We start from the raw sequence: 19806 nt of genomic DNA, 5'->3' as shown, positions 1-19806 counted from the left end.
CCACAACTGCGGGGGCGCAAAACCCCCGGCGAAGACTTACTTAACCATCTCTTTTTCGATCAACTGAATCAGGATATGAATCACTTTAATATGAATTTCCTGAATACGGTCAGCATAGCCGAAATGCGGAACGCGGATTTCGATATCGGCAGTACCGGCCATTTTGCCGCCGTCTTTACCGGTCAGGGTGATGACCTTCATTCCCTTCTCGCGTGCCGCGGCGACGGCTTTGATCACGTTACCCGAATTGCCGGAGGTTGAGATGCCTAACAGCACATCGCCTTCGCGCCCTACCGCTTCCACATAACGGGAAAAGACGTAGTCGTAACCGAAATCATTGCTGACGCAGGAGATGTGGCTAACGTCGGAAATCGCAATGGCCGGATAGCCCGGACGGTTTTCGCGATAACGCCCGGTCAGTTCTTCGGCAAAGTGCATGGCGTCACAATGAGAGCCGCCGTTACCGCAGGACAGTACCTTACCTCCTGCTTTAAAACTGTCTGCCAGCAGGACCGCCGCGCGCTGAATGGCGTGAATATTGGCATCATCTTTTAAAAAATTCGCCAGCGTTTCCGCCGCTTCGTTCAGTTCGTTACGAATAAGATCCTGGTACATGAGGATATCCTTCAGCATGAATGTAAATGACAGGATGCAGTGTACCGGATAGCACTGGCAGCGAGAAGCATAAGCCACATCAATGGCGACGGCTTTTGATTTTTCGTGCCGCAGAAATCGGCAACAATGTGAGCTTTGTTGTAATTATTTTGTAAACACATTGCTAAAAGAATTCACATCCACTACAACCATATCATCACAAGTGGTCAGACCTCCTACAAGCAAGGGAGCTTTTCGTTATGATGATTTTGAGTATTCTCGCTACGATTGTTCTGCTCGGCGCGCTGTTTTATCACCGCGTGAGCCTGTTCCTCAGCAGCCTGATTCTGCTCGCATGGACGGCCGCGCTTGGCGTGGCCGGACTGTGGAATATCTGGCTGCTGGTTCCGCTGGCCATTCTCCTCGTCCCGTTCAATGTGACGCCGATGCGTAAATCGATGATCTCCGCGCCGGTGTTCCGTGGCTTCCGTAAGGTGATGCCGCCGATGTCACGTACGGAGAAAGAAGCGATTGATGCCGGTACCACCTGGTGGGAAGGCGATCTGTTTCAGGGCAATCCGGACTGGAAAAAACTGCACAACTATCCGCAGCCGCGTCTGACCGCCGAAGAGCAGGCGTTCATCGACGGCCCGGTGGAAGAAGCGTGCCGCATGGCGAACGACTTCCAGATCACCCACGAGCTGGCCGATCTCCCGCCGGAACTGTGGGCGTTTTTGAAAGAACATCGCTTCTTCGCGATGATCATTAAGAAAGAGTACGGCGGGCTGGAATTCTCCGCTTACGCCCAGTCTCGCGTGCTGCAAAAACTTTCTGGCGTCTCCGGGATCCTGGCGATTACCGTGGGCGTGCCGAACTCCTTAGGCCCAGGCGAGCTGCTGCAACATTACGGTACACAAGAGCAGAAAGACCATTACCTGCCTCGTCTGGCGCGTGGTCAGGAGATCCCTTGCTTTGCGCTGACCAGCCCGGAAGCGGGTTCTGATGCGGGCGCCATTCCGGATACCGGTATTGTTTGTATGGGCGAATGGCAAGGCCAGCAGGTGCTGGGGATGCGTTTGACCTGGAACAAGCGTTATATCACCCTCGCGCCTATCGCCACCGTCCTGGGACTGGCATTTAAACTTTCTGACCCGGATAAGCTGCTGGGCGGCGAAGAAGAACTGGGGATCACCTGCGCGTTAATCCCAACCTCGACGTCGGGCGTGGAAATTGGTCGTCGTCACTTCCCGCTGAACGTCCCGTTCCAGAACGGTCCGACTCGCGGTAACGATGTATTTGTTCCGATCGATTACATCATCGGCGGCCCGAAAATGGCCGGTCAGGGCTGGCGTATGCTGGTGGAATGTCTGTCGGTGGGCCGCGGGATTACCCTGCCGTCTAACTCGACCGGCGGCGTAAAATCCGTTGCGATGGCTACCGGTGCTTATGCCCACATTCGTCGTCAGTTCAAAATCTCTATCGGTAAAATGGAAGGGATTGAAGAACCGCTGGCACGCATTGCCGGTAACGCCTACGTGATGGATGCCGCTGCGTCCCTCATCACCTACGGCATTATGCTCGGTGAGAAACCGGCAGTGCTGTCGGCAATCGTCAAGTATCACTGTACTCATCGTGGTCAGCAGTCAATTATTGACGCGATGGATATCACCGGTGGCAAGGGCATTATGCTGGGCGAAGGTAATTTCCTGGCGCGGGCCTATCAGGGCGCGCCGATCGCCATCACCGTGGAAGGTGCGAACATTCTGACCCGTAGCATGATGATCTTCGGTCAGGGGGCAATTCGCTGCCATCCGTATGTCCTCGAAGAGATGGCGGCCGCACAGAATAACGATGTGAATGCGTTCGACAAACTCCTGTTTAAACATATCGGCCACGTCGGCAGCAACAAAGTGCGCAGCTTCTGGTTGGGTCTGACGCGTGGTTTAACCAGCCAAACGCCCACCCGCGATGCGACGAAGCGTTATTATCAGCATCTTAACCGCCTGAGCGCGAACCTGGCGCTACTCTCTGACGTGTCGATGGCTGTGCTGGGCGGAAGTCTCAAACGCCGCGAGCGCATATCTGCTCGTCTGGGAGATGTACTGAGCCAGCTGTATCTGGCCTCTGCGGTTCTGAAACGTTACGACGACGAAGGCCGTCATGAAGCGGACCTGCCGCTGGTTCACTGGGGTGTGCAGGATGCACTGTATAAAGCGGAACAGGCAATCGACGATCTGCTGCAGAACTTCCCGAACCGCCTGGTGGCTGGCCTGCTGAACGTGGTGATCTTCCCGACCGGTCGTCACTACCAGGCCCCTTCCGATAAGCTGGATCATAAAGTCGCGAAGATATTGCAGGTACCGAGCGCCACCCGTGACCGTATCGGCCGTGGACAGTATCTGACGCCGAGCGAGCATAACCCGGTGGGATTACTGGAAGAAGCGCTGCTGGATGTGATGGCCGCCGACCCTATTCATCAGCGTATTTGCAAAGAGATTGGCAAAAACCTGCCGTTCACCCGTCTGGATGAACTGGCGCAAAATGCGCTGGCCAAAGGGCTCATTGATAAAGACGAAGCAGCGATTCTGGTCAAAGCGGAAGAAAGCCGACTGCGCAGCATCAATGTGGACGATTTTGAACCCGAGGAGCTGGCGACAAAGCCGGTAAAGCTGCCAGAGAAAGTGCGTAAAGTCGAAGCCGCGTAACGCTTACGCATGACCTTTTAGCCTCGCTTCGGCGGGGCTTTTTATCATCCGCGTTTCCTGAAATCACGTGCTACAGTGTCAGAATGCTGTTCAACAAGGAGACCCTACCGTGCCTGGTTTGAAAATTACGCTGCTGCAACAACCGCTGGTCTGGATGGATGGACCCGCCAATTTGCGTCACTTTGACCTTTTACTGGAACCGGTAACGGGGCGCGATCTCATCGTCTTACCCGAAATGTTCACCACAGGGTTTGCGATGGAGGCTGCCAGAGAAGCGCCCACTCAGGAGGAGGTGATTTCATGGATGCAAAAACAGGCGCAGCGAACGAACGCTCTGATTGCCGGTAGCGCCGCGCTTCAGACAGAACGTGGCGCGGTGAACCGTTTTTTACTGGTCGAGCCAGAAGGTAACGTGCACTTTTATGATAAACGCCACCTGTTTCGAATGGCTGACGAACATCATCATTACCAGCCAGGCAACCGCCGCGTGATCGTGGAATGGCGCGGGTGGCGCATTCTCCCGCAGGTCTGTTATGACCTGCGGTTTCCGGTATGGTCACGCAATTTGAATGATTATGATCTGGCGCTGTATGTCGCCAACTGGCCGGCGCCTCGTTCTCAGCACTGGCAGACGTTGCTGGCGGCGCGCGCGATTGAAAATCAGGTCTGGGTGGCTGGATGTAACCGCGTCGGCACCGACGGCAACGGGCATCACTATCGTGGCGACAGTCGGGTTATCAGCCCGCAAGGAGAAATCATTGCGACAGCGGAAGCCCATCAGGCTACTCGCATTGACGCGGAACTTTCTTTGAGTGCGCTGAAAGCGTATCGGGAGACGTTTCCGGCCTGGCAGGATGCCGACCCGTTTATTCTGCGCTGATTTTTTGACGAGATAAAAACGACGAAAGCCTGAATCATTACTGACTCAGGCTTTCTGAATAGTGGCGGAACGGACGGGACTCGAACCCGCGACCCCCTGCGTGACAGGCAGGTATTCTAACCAACTGAACTACCGCTCCGCGATGTGTTCCACTTGGGAACGAAGCGCATATTACGGATTGCCAGACACCTCGTCAACGCTTTTTCTCACGTTTTTAATCGTTTGCTCTAAAAATCACCCGAGCGGCGGTTTTTACCCCATTTGCCGACTTTCTACGCCCGCCAGAGGCAACTTCCCCCTTTCTTTTCCACCAGGTCGAGGCGCGATTCATGGGCCGCCACTTCCTCATCGGTGGCGAAAACGACGCGTAGCCTGCTGGCCTGACGTACAAGCCGCAGGATCCCCGTATTGCCCTGCTGCTGGGTTTCCCCTTCCATCGAAAACGCCATCGTCGTCTGACCGCCGGTCATCATCAGATAAACATCAGCCAGAATCTGGGCATCGAGCAATGCGCCGTGCAGCGTACGCTTGCTGTTGTCTATCTCATAACGCGAGCACAATGCATCCAGGCTATTACGCTTGCCTGGGAACATCTTCCTCGCCAGCGCCAGGCTATCGGTGACTTTACAGAAGGTATTGGTTTTCGGGATATCGCGGTTAAGCTTGCTGAACTCGTAATCCATAAAGCCGATATCAAACGACGCGTTATGAATGACCAGTTCCGCCCCGCGGATATAATCGAGAAATTCATCCGCCACTTCGGCAAATGTCGGCTTGTCCAGCAGGAACTCATCCGCAATACCGTGGACACCGAACGCTTCCGGATCCACCAGCCGATCAGGCTTCAGATAGACATGGAAGTTATTCCCCGTCAGACGGCGGTTCACCACCTCTACAGCACCGATCTCAATGATCTTGTGCCCTTCGTAGTGCGCGCCGATCTGGTTCATACCGGTGGTTTCGGTATCGAGGACGATCTGTCGCGTAATTGCAGTGCTCATAGCGGTCATTTATGTCAGACTTGTCGTTTTACGGTTCGATTCAATTACAGGAAGTCTACCAGAGATGCTTAAACAGGTAGAAATTTTCACCGACGGTTCGTGCCTGGGCAATCCAGGTCCGGGCGGTTACGGGGCAATTTTACGCTATCGCGGGCGCGAAAAAACCTTTAATGAGGGCTATATCCTCACGACCAATAATCGCATGGAGCTGATGGCGGCGATCGTCGCCCTGGAAGCCCTGAAAGAACATTGTGAAGTCATTTTGAGCACTGACAGTCAGTATGTGCGCCAGGGGATCACCCAATGGATTCATAACTGGAAAAAACGCGGCTGGAAAACTGCCGACAAAAAACCGGTAAAAAATGTCGATCTCTGGAAGCGTCTTGATGCCGCCCTCGGGCAGCATCAGATCAAATGGGAGTGGGTAAAAGGCCATGCCGGTCATCCAGAAAACGAGCGTTGCGATGAGCTTGCCCGTGCCGCCGCCATGAATCCTACTCAGGAGGACGTTGGTTATCAGCCCGAAGCTTAAACGTCCGGCTTGCGATATTGCCGGGTCGCGCCAACGGCTTGCGGTATGCGCGCTTTCGCCTTGTTCTGTTTCATCGGATTGAGCGTAAGCGGAATCGTTCGCTTACGCGCCACAATCATCTGCATACAGCCCAGCGCAGGAAGGTGTGCACTCAACATCTTTCCTCCTTGCTTTTTCCACGGCAGGACGTGAAAACGGCTATAGTGCAGCACTTCAAAATTCAGCAGCGACAGCCAGTCCAGTTGGCGCATCAGCGTAAACATACGACTATTATAAGGCGACGATTTACGCAGCACCGGCACCAGCTTGCGCAGCCCCATCAGGCTCACCGGGTTGAATCCGCTCAGTACCAGCCAGCCATCATCAATGAGTACCCGATCGGCTTCACGTAACAAGCGGTGGGGATCGGCGCACCAGGGTAGCGTGTGCGCCAGCAGACAGACATCGACCGATTTATCGGCAAAAGGGAGATGAAGCGGATCGGCCTGAACCTGAACCGGCGAGCCTTTGGCAGAAACGTTAACCTGATGCGAAACCGCACAGGCTTCCGAGTTGATTTCTGCACTTAAATTGCCCACCTTAAGCAGGTGAAAACCATACATTTTTGCAAACCACGGGTTAAGCTGTTTTTCCAGCGCCTCACGATAGTACTCTCCCCAGGGCAAATCGCTCCAGCGATCGGGTGCTACGACTGTTTGAGGGTTCCTTGCCGGTTTCATCACAACCATCCGTTATGCATAGACAGAGAGGTAATTTATGAATCTTAACAGTATTCCGGCGTTTCAGGACAATTACATCTGGGTTCTGAGTAATGATGAAGGACGTTGTCTGATCGTGGACCCGGGCGACGCCGCGCCGGTGTTAAAAGCGATTGCCGAAAACCAGTGGCAGCCAGAGGTTATTCTACTCACTCATCATCATCAGGACCATGTGGGTGGCGTGAAAGAACTGGTACAGAACTTTCCTAAACTAGTGGTTTACGGACCAGCAGAGACACAAGATAAGGGGGTCACTCATATAGTCGAAGATGGCGATTCCGCCCTCATTTTGGGGCATGAATTTAGTATATTTGCTACACCCGGTCACACTTTAGGACATATCTGTTACTTTAGCCACCCTTATCTTTTCTGCGGAGATACGCTGTTTTCGGGTGGTTGTGGACGCCTGTTCGAAGGCACAGCGAGTCAGATGTATCAATCACTTAAAAAAATATCCGCACTTCCAGACGATACACTTATTTGTTGCGCCCATGAGTATACTTTAGCAAATATGAAGTTTTCTCTGAGCATCCTGCCGCACGATTCGTTCATAAATGATTATTATCGTAAAGTTAATGAGTTACGGGTAAAAAAACAAATGACACTCCCCGTTATTCTGAAAAATGAGCGGCAAAATAATATTTTTTTGAGAACAGAAGATATTGATTTAATTAATGAAATTAACAAAGAAACAATATTGCAACACCCTGAAGAGCGATTTGCCTGGTTAAGGTCAAAGAAAGACAGCTTCTGATAATTGCAGGTTGCCTTTTCAAAACTTCGCCGTTATGATCGGTCGTCTTTTAAGCAACTATTGACACACACATGAAGGCAAAAGCGATCTTACTCGCCTCTGTCCTGCTCGTGGGTTGCCAGTCGTCTCAAAACGCCGGTAATGTCCAACAGCACGCACAGAGCCTTTCTGCAGCTGGTCAAGGGGAAGCAGGAAAGTTTACGAGTCAGGCTCGATGGATGGACGATGGGACGTCCCTCGCGCCGGATCAAGACTTGTGGGCTTTCATTGGCGACGAGCTAAAGATGGGAATTCCGGAAAACGACCGGATTCGCGAACAAAAACAGAAGTATTTACGCAATAAGAGCTATCTCCACGATGTAACTTTACGGGCAGAGCCGTATATGTACTGGATAGCCGGGCAAGTTAAGAAACGTAACATGCCAATGGAACTGGTACTACTACCCATAGTGGAGAGCGCTTTTGATCCTCATGCGACGTCTGGCGCCAATGCCGCAGGCATCTGGCAGATCATTCCGAGCACGGGGCGCAATTATGGTTTAAAACAGACCCGCAGTTATGACGCGCGTCGCGATGTGGTGGCTTCCACAACCGCAGCGCTCGACATGATGCAACGTCTGAACAAAATGTTTGACGGCGACTGGCTGCTGACCGTTGCGGCTTATAATAGCGGTGAAGGTCGGGTCATGAAGGCGATTAAAACGAACAAAGCGCGTGGGAAATCCACCGACTTCTGGTCGTTGCCGTTGCCTCAGGAAACGAAGCTGTACGTGCCAAAAATGCTGGCCCTGAGTGATATTCTCAAGAACAGCAAACGTTATGGCGTACGTCTGCCAACCACAGACGAAAGTCGTGCACTGGCGCGTGTTCGTTTAAGCAGTCCGGTTGAAATGGCGCAGGTTGCCGATATGGCGGGGATTCCCGTCAGCAAGCTGAAGACCTTTAATGCTGGTGTGAAAGGCTCCACGCTGGGCGCAAGCGGTCCGCAATACGTAATGGTACCAAAGAAGCATGCAGAGAAACTGCGTGAATCTCTGGCCTCTGGCGAAATTGCTGCCGTACAGTCCACTCTGGTGGCTGATAACACCCCGCTGAACAGTCGTAGTTACACCGTTCGCTCTGGCGATACGCTTTCAGGCATTGCTTCACGTCTCGGCGTGAGCACGAAGGATCTGCAGCAGTGGAATAAGCTGCGTGGTTCAACGCTGAAAGTGGGCCAAAGTCTGACGGTGGGTGCCGGTAACAGTGCACAGCAACTGGCTAAAAACAGCGACAGCATTACCTATCGTGTACGTAAGGGCGATTCGCTTTCGAGCATTGCTAAACGTCACGGCGTTAACATCAAAGATGTCATGCGCTGGAACAACGATACGGACAATCTGAAGCCCGGCGATCAACTGACGTTGTTTGTGAAAAACAACAACACGCCAGACTCCTGATAGCTCACAATATTAAAAGGCACCGATTTCCCCCGGTGCCTTTTTTCTTTATGCCGCTTTGTGCGCTTCGGCCATGATGGTATCGCTGGTAAACGATCCCTCGTCCTGTAAAGCGAAGTAAGCTTTCACCTCCGCAGAGGCGCTTACCTGATACAGACGAATCGCATCTACCAGTTCAGCGGGCGTGCGCATTCTCGTCACCCATGAACTAAACTCCAGCGGCAAACGGTCGGTTATCAACGAATCAACAATCAGGTTTGCATCATTCATCAGCGCCAGCCATTCGCCGCTGGAATAGTTGCGAACGTGCGAGGTGTCGCGCAATGCCTCCACCGTCTGTAACCAGATATCGCGGACCGGATGCCCTGGGGACATGACATCCATAATAATCAGGACTCCGCCCGGTTTTAATACCCGATTAACTTCGCGCAGCGCTCTGCCCACATCATGCCAGTGATGCGCGGAATAACGACTGATAACAACGTCAAAGGCAGCATCTTCAAACGGCAGGCTTTCGGCATAGCCCTGCTTTGTGGTGATGTTGGCTAATCCCTTCTCTTTTGCCGCCTGCGCCACAACGTCAAGCATCTGCGAAGATAAATCGTAAGCCACCACTTGTTTCACATTCTGCGCGGCGATAAAGCTTGCATGCCCGGCGCCACAGCCCATATCCAGTACGCTGGCATGAGGGAACGCAGACAGGCGCTCAGCCAGACGCTGCAAGTCGCGACCGGTTGCATGCACGGCACTGGTTAAATAGGCATTCGCCTGGGAGCCAAACTGCTTTTCGACGTTATCGTGGTGGGAGTGTGTTGTCATTATGCTGTCCTTTGGTTGTTTGCAAGATAAAGGGCAGCACCACTACAGGTCTGCCCCAACGGCAGACCTGACACACCTTACTGCACAGGTTTGCCGGGACTGAATTCAACGAGTAGCGGATTGTGATCGGATGCGCGTGTGACCAGTACTGAAGCCTCACTGACGTTCAGACCACGATAAAAGACAAAATCCAGGGGGCGACCAAACGCGCGACGGCGCTGATCGTCAGTAAAACGAACCTGTCGCAACGACATTTCGCGCGCGAAGCGATACAGCGCATTCATGCGGCGTCGACTCCAGGCATTAAAATCTCCGGCCATAATCACCGGGCCACTGTGATGCGCAATCTGGTCACCGATTGGAAGTAACTGCTTACTATACACATCGACCCCCAGACTAAAGTTAACCGCATGGATATTAACGACCATCAACAGTCGCGTATCGGGCAACGGATAGACGGTAACCAGCGCCGATTTTGCCAGGCGCAGGATAGGCTCTCGCTCACGAAGTGGGCAACAGTATACGGGATGCGCGGATGAGAGCGTCATCACCCCTGACGGATGCTGTGGCAGAACAAATGCCGGCACCTGATCGGCCGCCAGGTAATTCGCCGTCGCAAACTTCACCAGCTCCGGCGTCGTTTGCGCTTCCTGTAACAACACCAGGTGCGCATCTTTGCCAAAATTCTTCAGCACCGAAAGCCATTCCGCTCGCTGCTGCTTAAAGATATTCCACACCAGGATACGGATCCGATCTTCACTGCTTAACGGCGCCCCGGCGGGTAATGCCTGGCCGATGCTCGAAAATGACCCGGGCGGCAAAATCCGCTCAGCGGGTTGTCCGGCAACATAGCGCATGGCATAGGTGTTTTTTCGCACTTTTGACTTTCAAACCTCTGTAACGTCAACCAGCCCGGTGCCGGACTGGTTCTTCTGTTATAGGGATTTTAGCTCACACTTTCAACGACCAATTGCAGATTGTTTTGTAAGCACACACATACTTCAAGTACTTAACCCAGCACGGCTACGCGTGCGGGTTTATCCAGTCGACCACTAATCCCCATCAACAGGAAGGCTCCCAACACAATCAATGCCCCAATCCACGGTGTTTGCGCCAGGCCGAAGTGCTCCACCGTCTGTCCGCCGACAACAGAACCGATCGCAATCCCGATGTTAAAAGCCGCGATGTTGAGGCCGGATGCCACATCTACCGCATTCGGCGTAAATTGTTCGGCTTTTTGCACCACATAGACCTGCAAACCCGGTACATTGCCGAAAGCAAAGATCCCCATCACCAGTACCGTTGCCAGCGCGGCGTACTGCATAGTGGCGGTAAACTGAAAGACGAGCAACAGTACAAACAGTGCGGCGAAAATAAACTTCAGCGCAGGCACCGCCCCATGTTTATCCGCCAGTTTTCCGCCCCAGATGTTACCTACCGCGACGGATACGCCATAGCCTAATAAGATCCAACTCACTGCGGCAGGCGAGAACCCCGCCAGATCCTGCATCATCGGCGCCAGAAAGGTAAATGCGGTAAAGACGCCGCCGTAGCCCAATGCCGTGATCGCATAGATGATCAACAAGCGTGGATGCGTTAAGACACTCAACGGGTCACGCAGCGTCGCCGCGGCACGTCCCGGAATGTTCGCCGGAATGAGCCACTGACTGCTGATCAGCGCAATCACGCCCAACACAGAAACGGCCAGAAAGGTTTCGCGCCAGCCAAAATACTGACCGATGAACGTCCCCAGAGGAACCCCGGTCACCAGAGCAACCGTCAGACCACCAAACATGATGGCAATGGCAGAAGCCGCTTTTTCTTTTGCTACCAGACTGGTGGCAATGGTGGAGCCAATCGAGAAGAACACGCCATGAGCCAGACCGGTCAGTAAACGGGCCGCAATCAGCGTCATATAGCCAGGAGCCTGCCATGCCATCAGGTTGCCCGCCGTGAACAGGACCATCAGCGCAACCAGCAACGGCTTACGCGGCAGACGTCCAGTCAATGCCGTCAGTACTGGCGCGCCAATCGCCACGCCGAGAGCATAGATGGAAACCAACATCCCCGCTGAAGGCAGAGAAATGGCCAGCTGTTCGGCAATTGTCGGCACCAGGCCTACAATCACAAATTCGGTTGTGCCAATAGCAAAGGCACTTATTGTCAGCGCAAATAACGCGAGAGGCATAAATCGCTCCATATCATCAGTATTCGGATGACACGCAGTATGCCGGGATGGTTTAATAACAAAAATATCCAAAATCTCAATACAATTTTGCTTCGGGTGCAAAAATGAAAGCAACTTCAGAAGAACTCGCCATTTTTGTTTCAGTGGTAGAAAGCGGAAGTTTCAGCCGGGCGGCAGAACAGTTAGGTCAGGCAAACTCAGCGGTTAGCCGGGCAGTTAAAAAGCTGGAAATGAAGCTTGGCGTGAGTTTACTCAACCGCACAACCCGGCAGCTCAGCCTGACAGAAGAAGGTGAACGCTATTTTCGCCGCGTCCAGTCTTTGTTGCAGGAGATGGCGGCGGCAGAAACGGAAATCATGGAGACACGCAGCACTCCACGCGGGGTGCTCCGTATCGATGCCGCCACGCCGGTGATGCTGCATTTTCTGATGCCGTTGATAAAGCCTTTCCGCGAACGTTACCCGGAAATTACGCTTTCTCTTGTTTCCTCTGAAACCTTTATCAATTTGATCGAGAGAAAAGTGGATATTGCAATCCGTGCAGGCACATTGACGGATTCCAGTCTCCGCGCCCGACCGCTCTTTAACAGCTATCGGAAGATTATTGCCTCGCCGGATTATCTTGAACGATACGGGAAGCCGGAAACAGTGGAAGAGCTAAAAGCACACCTGTGCCTGGGCTTCACCGAACCCGTATCCCTCAACACCTGGCCTATCGCTTGTAGCGATGGGCAACTTCACGAGATTGTCTGTGGAATTTCGTCAAACAGCGGCGAAACGCTTAAACAACTCTGCCTCAGCGGAAACGGCATTGCCTGCCTGTCGGACTACATGATTGATCGGGAAATTGCGCGAGGTGAACTGGTGGAGCTGATGGCCGATAAACGCCTGCCGGTAGAGATGCCGTTCAGCGCCGTCTATTACAGCGATCGTGCCGTGAGTACGCGTATTCGGGCATTTATCGATTTTCTGAGTGAATATATAAGAACAGCTCCCGGAGGAGCTGTTAAAGAGGGTTAAAGGCATTCTGGGGTTAACGCATTAATCCCACTGCGGTGCCAGTCCTTCCGGGCTTACCAGGCGATTGTTGCAATCCAGAGCAGCGATCGCTTTTTTATCTTCGGTATCTAACGTTAGATCCAGCGCCAACAGGTTGCTTGCCAGGTTTTCTCGCTTAGTGGAAGAAGGAATGACCGAGTAACCTTCATCCATCGCCCATGCCAGGATCACCTGAGCTGCAGTGGCGTTGTGTTTCGCCGCGATGCGGGTAATCACTTCATCTTTCAGAGCCTTACCATATGCAAGCGTCATGTAAGACGTGATGTGAATACCGTGTGCTTTCGCCCAGTCAACCACTTTGCCGTTTTGCAGGTAAGGAGACAGTTCAATCTGGTTAGTCGCGATATTTTCAGCACCGACCGCTGCAATGGCTTTTTCCATCAGCGGGATAGTGAAGTTAGAGATACCGATTTCACGCGTCAGTCCCTGCTTTTTCGCTTCCAGCAGCGCCTGCATGAATTCCTCAACCGATACAGCATCATTTGGTGATGGCCAGTGGATCAGCGTCAGATCAACATAATCAGTACGCAGTTTTTTCAGGCTCTCTTTCAGGCTAGGGATCAGCTTGTCTTTGCTCAGATTCTCAATCCAGATCTTGGTCGTAATGTACAACTCATTGCGCGGAACGCCGCTCTCTGCAATTGCCTGGCCAACTGCGGCTTCATTATCATAGATTTGTGCAGTATCGACAGCACGGTAACCGAGCTCCAGAGCCGTTTTTACGGATGCAATAACAACATCGTCCTTAAGACGGAAGGTACCTAAACCGAATGCCGGGATAGTCATAATAATTCCTCTTTGATTCATCATGTTCGTTAACTGAGAGGATTATGATGTTTTGCGTTTTGTGGAAAAAGAGCGAAAAATGCAGAGGATTTTTGCGTTTTTAGCAACAATTAGATTTAAGGCAAAGAAAAAGCCCTGAGTGTTAACTCAGGGCTCTTAATAAGTGGCGGAACGGACGGGACTCGAACCCGCGACCCCCTGCGTGACAGGCAGGTATTCTAACCAACTGAACTACCGCTCCACCGAATTTTTCTACAACCACTGATTTTTACATCAGTTTACTGCTTAATTTGATGCCTGGCAGTTCCCTACTCTCGCATGGGGAGACCCCACACTACCATCGGCGCTACGGCGTTTCACTTCTGAGTTCGGCATGGGGTCAGGTGGGACCACCGCGCTAAAGCCGCCAGGCAAATTCTGTTTATTAACCCGCCTTTCGCCGGTTAATCTAATCTGTAATCACACTGAAAATTTTCTCTCAATCCGCCAAAACAGCTTCGGCGTTGTAAGGTTAAGCCTCACGGTTCATTAGTACCGGTTAGCTCAACGCATCGCTGCGCTTACACACCCGGCCTATCAACGTCGTCGTCTTCAACGTTCCTTCAGGACCCTTAAAGGGTCAGGGAGAACTCATCTCGGGGCAAGTTTCGTGCTTAGATGCTTTCAGCACTTATCTCTTCCGCATTTAGCTACCGGGCAGTGCCATTGGCATGACAACCCGAACACCAGTGATGCGTCCACTCCGGTCCTCTCGTACTAGGAGCAGCCCCCCTCAATTCTCCAGCGCCCACGGCAGATAGGGACCGAACTGTCTCACGACGTTCTAAACCCAGCTCGCGTACCACTTTAAATGGCGAACAGCCATACCCTTGGGACCTACTTCAGCCCCAGGATGTGATGAGCCGACATCGAGGTGCCAAACACCGCCGTCGATATGAACTCTTGGGCGGTATCAGCCTGTTATCCCCGGAGTACCTTTTATCCGTTGAGCGATGGCCCTTCCATTCAGAACCACCGGATCACTAAGACCTGCTTTCGCACCTGCTCGCGCCGTCACGCTCGCAGTCAAGCTAGCTTATGCCTTTGCACTAACCTCCTGATGTCCGACCAGGATTAGCTAACCTTCGTGCTCCTCCGTTACTCTTTAGGAGGAGACCGCCCCAGTCAAACTACCCACCAGACACTGTCCGCAACCCGGATTACGGGCCCACGTTAGAACACCAGCCATTAAAGGGTGGTATTTCAAGGGCGGCTCCACACGAACTGGCGTCCGCGCTTCAAAGCCTCCCACCTATCCTACACATCAAGGACCAGTGTTCAGTGTCAAGCTATAGTAAAGGTTCACGGGGTCTTTCCGTCTTGCCGCGGGTACACTGCATCTTCACAGCGAGTTCAATTTCACTGAGTCTCGGGTGGAGACAGCCTGGCCATCATTACGCCATTCGTGCAGGTCGGAACTTACCCGACAAGGAATTTCGCTACCTTAGGACCGTTATAGTTACGGCCGCCGTTTACCGGGGCTTCGATCAAGAGCTTCTCCTTACGGATAACCCCATCAATTAACCTTCCGGCACCGGGCAGGCGTCACACCGTATACGTCCACTTTCGTGTTTGCACAGTGCTGTGTTTTTAATAAACAGTTGCAGCCAGCTGGTATCTTCGACTGATTTCAGCTCCACGAGTAAATCGCTTCACCTACGCATCAGCGTGCCTTCTCCCGAAGTTACGGCACCATTTTGCCTAGTTCCTTCACCCGAGTTCTCTCAAGCGCCTTGGTATTCTCTACCTGACCACCTGTGTCGGTTTGGGGTACGATCTGATGTTACCTGATGCTTAGAGGCTTTTCCTGGAAGCAGGGCATTTGTTGCTTCAGCACCGTAGTGCCTCGTCATCACGCCTCAGTGTTAAAGTGAACCGGATTTACCTGGAACACACACCTACACGCTTAAACCGGGACAACCGTCGCCCGGCCAACATAGCCTTCTCCGTCCCCCCTTCGCAGTAACACCTGGTACAGGAATATTAACCTGTTTCCCATCGACTACGCCTTTCGGCCTCGCCTTAGGGGTCGACTCACCCTGCCCCGATTAACGTTGGACAGGAACCCTTGGTCTTCCGGCGAGCGGGCTTTTCACCCGCTTTATCGTTACTTATGTCAGCATTCGCACTTCTGATACCTCCAGCATGCCTCACAGCACACCTTCACAGGCTTACAGAACGCTCCCCTACCCAACAACACTTAGTGTCGCTGCCGCAGCTTCGGTGCATGGTTTAGCCCCGTTACATCTTCCGCGCAGGCCGACTCGACCAGTGAGCTATTACGCTTTCTTTAAATGATGGCTGCTTCTAAGCCAACATCCTGGCTGTCTGAGCCTTCCCACATCGTTTCCCACTTAACCATGACTTTGGGACCTTAGCTGGCGGTCTGGGTTGTTTCCCTCTTCACGACGGACGTTAGCACCCGCCGTGTGTCTCCCGTGATAACATTCTCCGGTATTCGCAGTTTGCATCGGGTTGGTAAGCCGGGATGGCCCCCTAGCCGAAACAGTGCTCTACCCCCGGAGATGAATTCACGAGGCGCTACCTAAATAGCTTTCGGGGAGAACCAGCTATCTCCCGGTTTGATTGGCCTTTCACCCCCAGCCACAAGTCATCCGCTAATTTTTCAACATTAGTCGGTTCGGTCCTCCAGTTAGTGTTACCCAACCTTCAACCTGCCCATGGCTAGATCACCGGGTTTCGGGTCTATACCCTGCAACTTAACGCCCAGTTAAGACTCGGTTTCCCTTCGGCTCCCCTATTCGGTTAACCTTGCTACAGAATATAAGTCGCTGACCCATTATACAAAAGGTACGCAGTCACCCCATAAAGAGGCTCCCACTGCTTGTACGTACACGGTTTCAGGTTCTTTTTCACTCCCCTCGCCGGGGTTCTTTTCGCCTTTCCCTCACGGTACTGGTTCACTATCGGTCAGTCAGGAGTATTTAGCCTTGGAGGATGGTCCCCCCATATTCAGACAGGATACCACGTGTCCCGCCCTACTCATCGAGCTCACAACACATGCAATTTTGTGTACGGGGCTGTCACCCTGTATCGCCGGCCTTTCCAGACCGTTCCACTACCACACATGCTGATTCAGGCTCTGGGCTGCTCCCCGTTCGCTCGCCGCTACTGGGGGAATCTCGGTTGATTTCTTTTCCTCGGGGTACTTAGATGTTTCAGTTCCCCCGGTTCGCCTCGTTAACCTATGGATTCAGTTAACGATAGTGCAACGAATTGCACTGGGTTTCCCCATTCGGACATCGCCGGCTATAACGGTTCATATCACCTTACCGACGCTTTTCGCAGATTAGCACGTCCTTCATCGCCTCTGACTGCCAGGGCATCCACCGTGTACGCTTAGTCGCTTAACCTCACAACCCGAAGATGTTTCTTTCGATTCATCATCGTGTTGCGAAAATTTGAGAGACTCGAACACACCATTAACAGTGTGTCGTTTCAATTTTCAGCTTGATCCAGATTTTTAAAGAGCAAATATCTCAAACATGACTCGCTGAGTCAGTTTTGAGATACAAAGGCCGGCGACTTTCACTCACACAAACCAGCAAGTGGCGTCCCCTAGGGGATTCGAACCCCTGTTACCGCCGTGAAAGGGCGGTGTCCTGGGCCTCTAGACGAAGGGGACACTGAAGTCTGCTTCGGCAAGACGCCTTGCTTTTTACTTTTCATCAGACAATCTGTGTGGGCACTACAAAGGCAGGTTCTTTAAGGTAAGGAGGTGATCCAACCGCAGGTTCCCCTACGGTTACCTTGTTACGACTTCACCCCAGTCATGAATCACAAAGTGGTAAGCGCCCTCCCGAAGGTTAAGCTACCTACTTCTTTTGCAACCCACTCCCATGGTGTGACGGGCGGTGTGTACAAGGCCCGGGAACGTATTCACCGTGGCATTCTGATCCACGATTACTAGCGATTCCGACTTCATGGAGTCGAGTTGCAGACTCCAATCCGGACTACGACATACTTTATGAGGTCCGCTTGCTCTCGCGAGGTCGCTTCTCTTTGTATATGCCATTGTAGCACGTGTGTAGCCCTGGTCGTAAGGGCCATGATGACTTGACGTCATCCCCACCTTCCTCCAGTTTATCACTGGCAGTCTCCTTTGAGTTCCCGGCCTAACCGCTGGCAACAAAGGATAAGGGTTGCGCTCGTTGCGGGACTTAACCCAACATTTCACAACACGAGCTGACGACAGCCATGCAGCACCTGTCTCACAGTTCCCGAAGGCACCAAGGCATCTCTGCCAAGTTCTGTGGATGTCAAGACCAGGTAAGGTTCTTCGCGTTGCATCGAATTAAACCACATGCTCCACCGCTTGTGCGGGCCCCCGTCAATTCATTTGAGTTTTAACCTTGCGGCCGTACTCCCCAGGCGGTCTATTTAACGCGTTAGCTCCGGAAGCCACGCCTCAAGGGCACAACCTCCAAATAGACATCGTTTACGGCGTGGACTACCAGGGTATCTAATCCTGTTTGCTCCCCACGCTTTCGCACCTGAGCGTCAGTCTTCGTCCAGGGGGCCGCCTTCGCCACCGGTATTCCTCCAGATCTCTACGCATTTCACCGCTACACCTGGAATTCTACCCCCCTCTACGAGACTCAAGCCTGCCAGTTTCGAATGCAGTTCCCAGGTTGAGCCCGGGGATTTCACATCCGACTTGACAGACCGCCTGCGTGCGCTTTACGCCCAGTAATTCCGATTAACGCTTGCACCCTCCGTATTACCGCGGCTGCTGGCACGGAGTTAGCCGGTGCTTCTTCTGCGGGTAACGTCAATGGCTAAGGTTATTAACCTTAACCCCTTCCTCCCCGCTGAAAGTACTTTACAACCCGAAGGCCTTCTTCATACACGCGGCATGGCTGCATCAGGCTTGCGCCCATTGTGCAATATTCCCCACTGCTGCCTCCCGTAGGAGTCTGGACCGTGTCTCAGTTCCAGTGTGGCTGGTCATCCTCTCAGACCAGCTAGGGATCGTCGCCTTGGTGAGCCGTTACCTCACCAACAAGCTAATCCCATCTGGGCACATCCGATGGCAAGAGGCCCGAAGGTCCCCCTCTTTGGTCTTGCGACATTATGCGGTATTAGCTACCGTTTCCAGTAGTTATCCCCCTCCATCGGGCAGTTTCCCAGACATTACTCACCCGTCCGCCACTCGTCAGCAAAGCAGCAAGCTGCTTCCTGTTACCGTTCGACTTGCATGTGTTAGGCCTGCCGCCAGCGTTCAATCTGAGCCATGATCAAACTCTTCAATTTAAGTTTGATGCTCTTAGAATTAAACGTCGTAATGAATTACGTGTTCACTCTTTGAGACTTGGTATTCATTTTTCGTCTTGCGACGTTAAGAATCCATGTCACTCTGAGTGCCCACACAGATTGTCTGATAAATTGTTAAAGAGCAGTTGCGACGCGCTTTAGCGCTCTGTCGCGAGGTGGCGTATATTACGCTTTCCTCTTTCAGAGTCAACCCTGATTTTCAGGATTTTTCTCTTCAACCGAACCGGCTGTTTGTGTGAAGTGATTCACATCCGCCGTGTCGATGGAGGCGCATTATAGGGGGTCGACTCAGGAAGACAAGCGGAAAAATGCAGTTTTATTTCAACCGCTCACCTTTTAACCACAATGCTTATTTTTGCTGCTTTTTTATCGCCGATGGCAGATCAGCAAGACTATTTAATACCCAATCTGCCGCATTTTCTGCTTCCGCAGTAATGGGCTTGCCGGTTCGCACTAATACTTTTGTCCCGACTCCTGCCGCAGCCGCAGCCTGCATATCTTCTAATTTGTCGCCCACCATATAAGACGCGGCCATATCAATGTGCAGGAAATCGCGGGCCGAGATAAGCATACCGGGATGCGGCTTACGACAATCACAAACCTGGCGATACTCTTCCACACTGCCTTGCGGGTGGTGTGGACAATAATAGATACCGTCGAGGTCGACATCGCGATCGGCCAGTGACCAGTCCATCCACTCTGTTAATGTTTCAAACTGCGCTTCGGTAAATTTGCCGCGCGCAATCCCTGACTGGTTGGTGACAACTACCAGCGCATAGCCCAGTGTTTTAAGCTCGCGCATAGCATCAATAACACCGTCGATAAATTCGAACTCGTCGATTTCGTGTACGTAGCCGTGATCAACATTAATTGTGCCGTCACGGTCGAGAAAAATAGCGGGTACGGACTTTGCCACCTTTTATAGCTCCTGAATAAGGCATGTGGCGCTAGTATCGCA

General features: G+C 52.5%; 14 protein-coding genes, 3 tRNA genes and 3 rRNA genes. 6 read left to right on the top strand and 14 right to left on the bottom strand.

Annotation, left to right across the window (positions count from 1 at the left end):
* Positions 1 to 36 precede the first annotated feature (36 nt).
* Positions 37 to 615, bottom strand: coding sequence for a D-sedoheptulose 7-phosphate isomerase (gene lpcA / locus ACQ0PY_RS05490; protein WP_044265105.1), 579 nt, complete (start codon positions 613 to 615; stop codon positions 37 to 39).
* A gap of 239 nt (positions 616 to 854) precedes the next feature.
* On the opposite strand from lpcA, the gene fadE reads away from it, so the two are divergent.
* Positions 855 to 3299, top strand: a complete 2445-nt coding sequence (gene fadE / locus ACQ0PY_RS05485; RefSeq protein WP_109739894.1) for an acyl-CoA dehydrogenase FadE — start codon at positions 855 to 857, stop codon at positions 3297 to 3299.
* Positions 3300 to 3408: 109 nt separating this feature from the next.
* On the top strand, positions 3409 to 4179 hold the full coding sequence (locus tag ACQ0PY_RS05480; protein ID WP_044258802.1) for an amidohydrolase: 771 nt from the start codon (positions 3409 to 3411) through the stop codon (positions 4177 to 4179).
* Between the two features lie 62 nt (positions 4180 to 4241).
* Here the strand turns inward: ACQ0PY_RS05480 and ACQ0PY_RS05475 are convergent.
* Positions 4242 to 4318 (bottom strand) — tRNA-Asp (locus ACQ0PY_RS05475).
* Positions 4319 to 4451: 133 nt separating this feature from the next.
* The gene (dnaQ, locus tag ACQ0PY_RS05470) at positions 4452 to 5180 is read right to left on the bottom strand and encodes a DNA polymerase III subunit epsilon (protein ID WP_109739893.1); all 729 of its coding nucleotides are present in this window, start codon (positions 5178 to 5180) and stop codon (positions 4452 to 4454) included.
* Positions 5181 to 5244: 64 nt separating this feature from the next.
* Between dnaQ and rnhA the strand changes: the two genes are divergently transcribed.
* Positions 5245 to 5712, top strand: a complete 468-nt coding sequence (gene rnhA, locus ACQ0PY_RS05465; protein ID WP_042997834.1) for a ribonuclease HI — start codon at positions 5245 to 5247, stop codon at positions 5710 to 5712.
* On the opposite strand, the gene ACQ0PY_RS05460 is transcribed toward rnhA, so the two are convergent.
* Positions 5709 to 6431: a class I SAM-dependent methyltransferase gene (locus ACQ0PY_RS05460; RefSeq protein WP_044265108.1), complete on the bottom strand. Its 723-nt coding sequence runs from the start codon at positions 6429 to 6431 to the stop codon at positions 5709 to 5711. The two genes, rnhA and ACQ0PY_RS05460, sit on opposite strands and share 4 nt — an antisense overlap.
* A 37-nt stretch (positions 6432 to 6468) precedes the next feature.
* Here ACQ0PY_RS05460 and gloB point away from each other — a divergent pair, with 37 nt between their 5' ends.
* Together gloB and mltD are read left to right on the top strand one after the other, a co-directional pair.
* Positions 6469 to 7224, top strand: coding sequence for a hydroxyacylglutathione hydrolase (gene gloB / locus ACQ0PY_RS05455; RefSeq protein ID WP_044265109.1), 756 nt, complete (start codon positions 6469 to 6471; stop codon positions 7222 to 7224).
* 71 nt (positions 7225 to 7295) lie between these two features.
* Positions 7296 to 8663, top strand: coding sequence for a murein transglycosylase D (gene mltD, locus ACQ0PY_RS05450; protein ID WP_042997837.1), 1368 nt, complete (start codon positions 7296 to 7298; stop codon positions 8661 to 8663).
* Between the two features lie 48 nt (positions 8664 to 8711).
* Here mltD and ACQ0PY_RS05445 read toward each other — a convergent pair whose 3' ends face one another.
* The 3 genes from ACQ0PY_RS05445 to ACQ0PY_RS05435 form a co-directional block, all read right to left on the bottom strand.
* Complete coding sequence (locus ACQ0PY_RS05445; protein ID WP_042997838.1) at positions 8712 to 9482, bottom strand: class I SAM-dependent methyltransferase; 771 nt, start codon at positions 9480 to 9482, stop codon at positions 8712 to 8714.
* A 77-nt stretch (positions 9483 to 9559) separates the two neighbouring features.
* Positions 9560 to 10360 carry an endonuclease/exonuclease/phosphatase family protein gene (locus ACQ0PY_RS05440; RefSeq protein ID WP_042997839.1) on the bottom strand — a complete coding sequence of 267 codons (801 nt, stop codon included), beginning with the start codon at positions 10358 to 10360 and terminating at the stop codon, positions 9560 to 9562.
* A 131-nt stretch (positions 10361 to 10491) separates the two neighbouring features.
* Positions 10492 to 11670, bottom strand: coding sequence for an MFS transporter (locus ACQ0PY_RS05435; protein ID WP_109739892.1), 1179 nt, complete (start codon positions 11668 to 11670; stop codon positions 10492 to 10494).
* A gap of 104 nt (positions 11671 to 11774) precedes the next feature.
* On the opposite strand from ACQ0PY_RS05435, the gene yafC reads away from it, so the two are divergent.
* Positions 11775 to 12689 carry a DNA-binding transcriptional regulator YafC gene (yafC, locus tag ACQ0PY_RS05430; protein ID WP_044258795.1) on the top strand — a complete coding sequence of 305 codons (915 nt, stop codon included), beginning with the start codon at positions 11775 to 11777 and terminating at the stop codon, positions 12687 to 12689.
* A 21-nt stretch (positions 12690 to 12710) separates the two neighbouring features.
* Here the strand turns inward: yafC and dkgB are convergent, their stop codons facing one another.
* The 7 genes from dkgB to gmhB form a co-directional block, all read right to left on the bottom strand.
* The gene (dkgB, locus tag ACQ0PY_RS05425; protein WP_109739891.1) at positions 12711 to 13514 is read right to left on the bottom strand and encodes a 2,5-didehydrogluconate reductase DkgB; all 804 of its coding nucleotides are present in this window, start codon (positions 13512 to 13514) and stop codon (positions 12711 to 12713) included.
* Between the two features lie 164 nt (positions 13515 to 13678).
* Positions 13679 to 13755: transfer RNA gene (locus ACQ0PY_RS05420), tRNA-Asp, on the bottom strand.
* Between the two features lie 54 nt (positions 13756 to 13809).
* Positions 13810 to 13925, bottom strand: a 5S ribosomal RNA gene (rrf, locus tag ACQ0PY_RS05415).
* Positions 13926 to 14021: 96 nt separating this feature from the next.
* Positions 14022 to 16927 (bottom strand): 23S ribosomal RNA (locus ACQ0PY_RS05410).
* A 196-nt stretch (positions 16928 to 17123) separates the two neighbouring features.
* Positions 17124 to 17199, bottom strand: a tRNA-Glu gene (locus ACQ0PY_RS05405).
* Between the two features lie 86 nt (positions 17200 to 17285).
* A 16S ribosomal RNA gene (locus ACQ0PY_RS05400) occupies positions 17286 to 18827 on the bottom strand.
* Together the 16S, 23S and 5S rRNA genes with 2 tRNA genes alongside form the textbook arrangement of a ribosomal RNA operon.
* Positions 18828 to 19197: 370 nt before the next feature.
* Entirely contained in the window at positions 19198 to 19764 is a 567-nt protein-coding gene (gene gmhB / locus ACQ0PY_RS05395; protein ID WP_042997843.1) for a D-glycero-beta-D-manno-heptose 1,7-bisphosphate 7-phosphatase, read from the bottom strand.
* Positions 19765 to 19806: the final 42 nt, after the last annotated feature.

It is taken from the genome of Citrobacter sp. LST-B2, from assembly GCF_057983045.1.
Note: the sequence above shows the minus strand (reverse complement) of the source record. Positions and strands in the feature narration are given on the sequence as shown.

Coding starts and splice junctions, on each gene's coding strand:
- mltD (WP_042997837.1), top strand. CDS start 7,296: ATGAAGGCAAAAGCGATCTTACTCGCCTCTGTCCTGCTCGTGGGTTGC.
- gloB (WP_044265109.1), top strand. CDS start 6,469: ATGAATCTTAACAGTATTCCGGCGTTTCAGGACAATTACATCTGGGTT.
- dkgB (WP_109739891.1), bottom strand. CDS start 13,514: ATGACTATCCCGGCATTCGGTTTAGGTACCTTCCGTCTTAAGGACGAT.
- ACQ0PY_RS05435 (WP_109739892.1), bottom strand. CDS start 11,670: ATGCCTCTCGCGTTATTTGCGCTGACAATAAGTGCCTTTGCTATTGGC.
- dnaQ (WP_109739893.1), bottom strand. CDS start 5,180: ATGAGCACTGCAATTACGCGACAGATCGTCCTCGATACCGAAACCACC.
- fadE (WP_109739894.1), top strand. CDS start 855: ATGATGATTTTGAGTATTCTCGCTACGATTGTTCTGCTCGGCGCGCTG.
- lpcA (WP_044265105.1), bottom strand. CDS start 615: ATGTACCAGGATCTTATTCGTAACGAACTGAACGAAGCGGCGGAAACG.
- rnhA (WP_042997834.1), top strand. CDS start 5,245: ATGCTTAAACAGGTAGAAATTTTCACCGACGGTTCGTGCCTGGGCAAT.
- yafC (WP_044258795.1), top strand. CDS start 11,775: ATGAAAGCAACTTCAGAAGAACTCGCCATTTTTGTTTCAGTGGTAGAA.
- ACQ0PY_RS05445 (WP_042997838.1), bottom strand. CDS start 9,482: ATGACAACACACTCCCACCACGATAACGTCGAAAAGCAGTTTGGCTCC.
- ACQ0PY_RS05460 (WP_044265108.1), bottom strand. CDS start 6,431: ATGAAACCGGCAAGGAACCCTCAAACAGTCGTAGCACCCGATCGCTGG.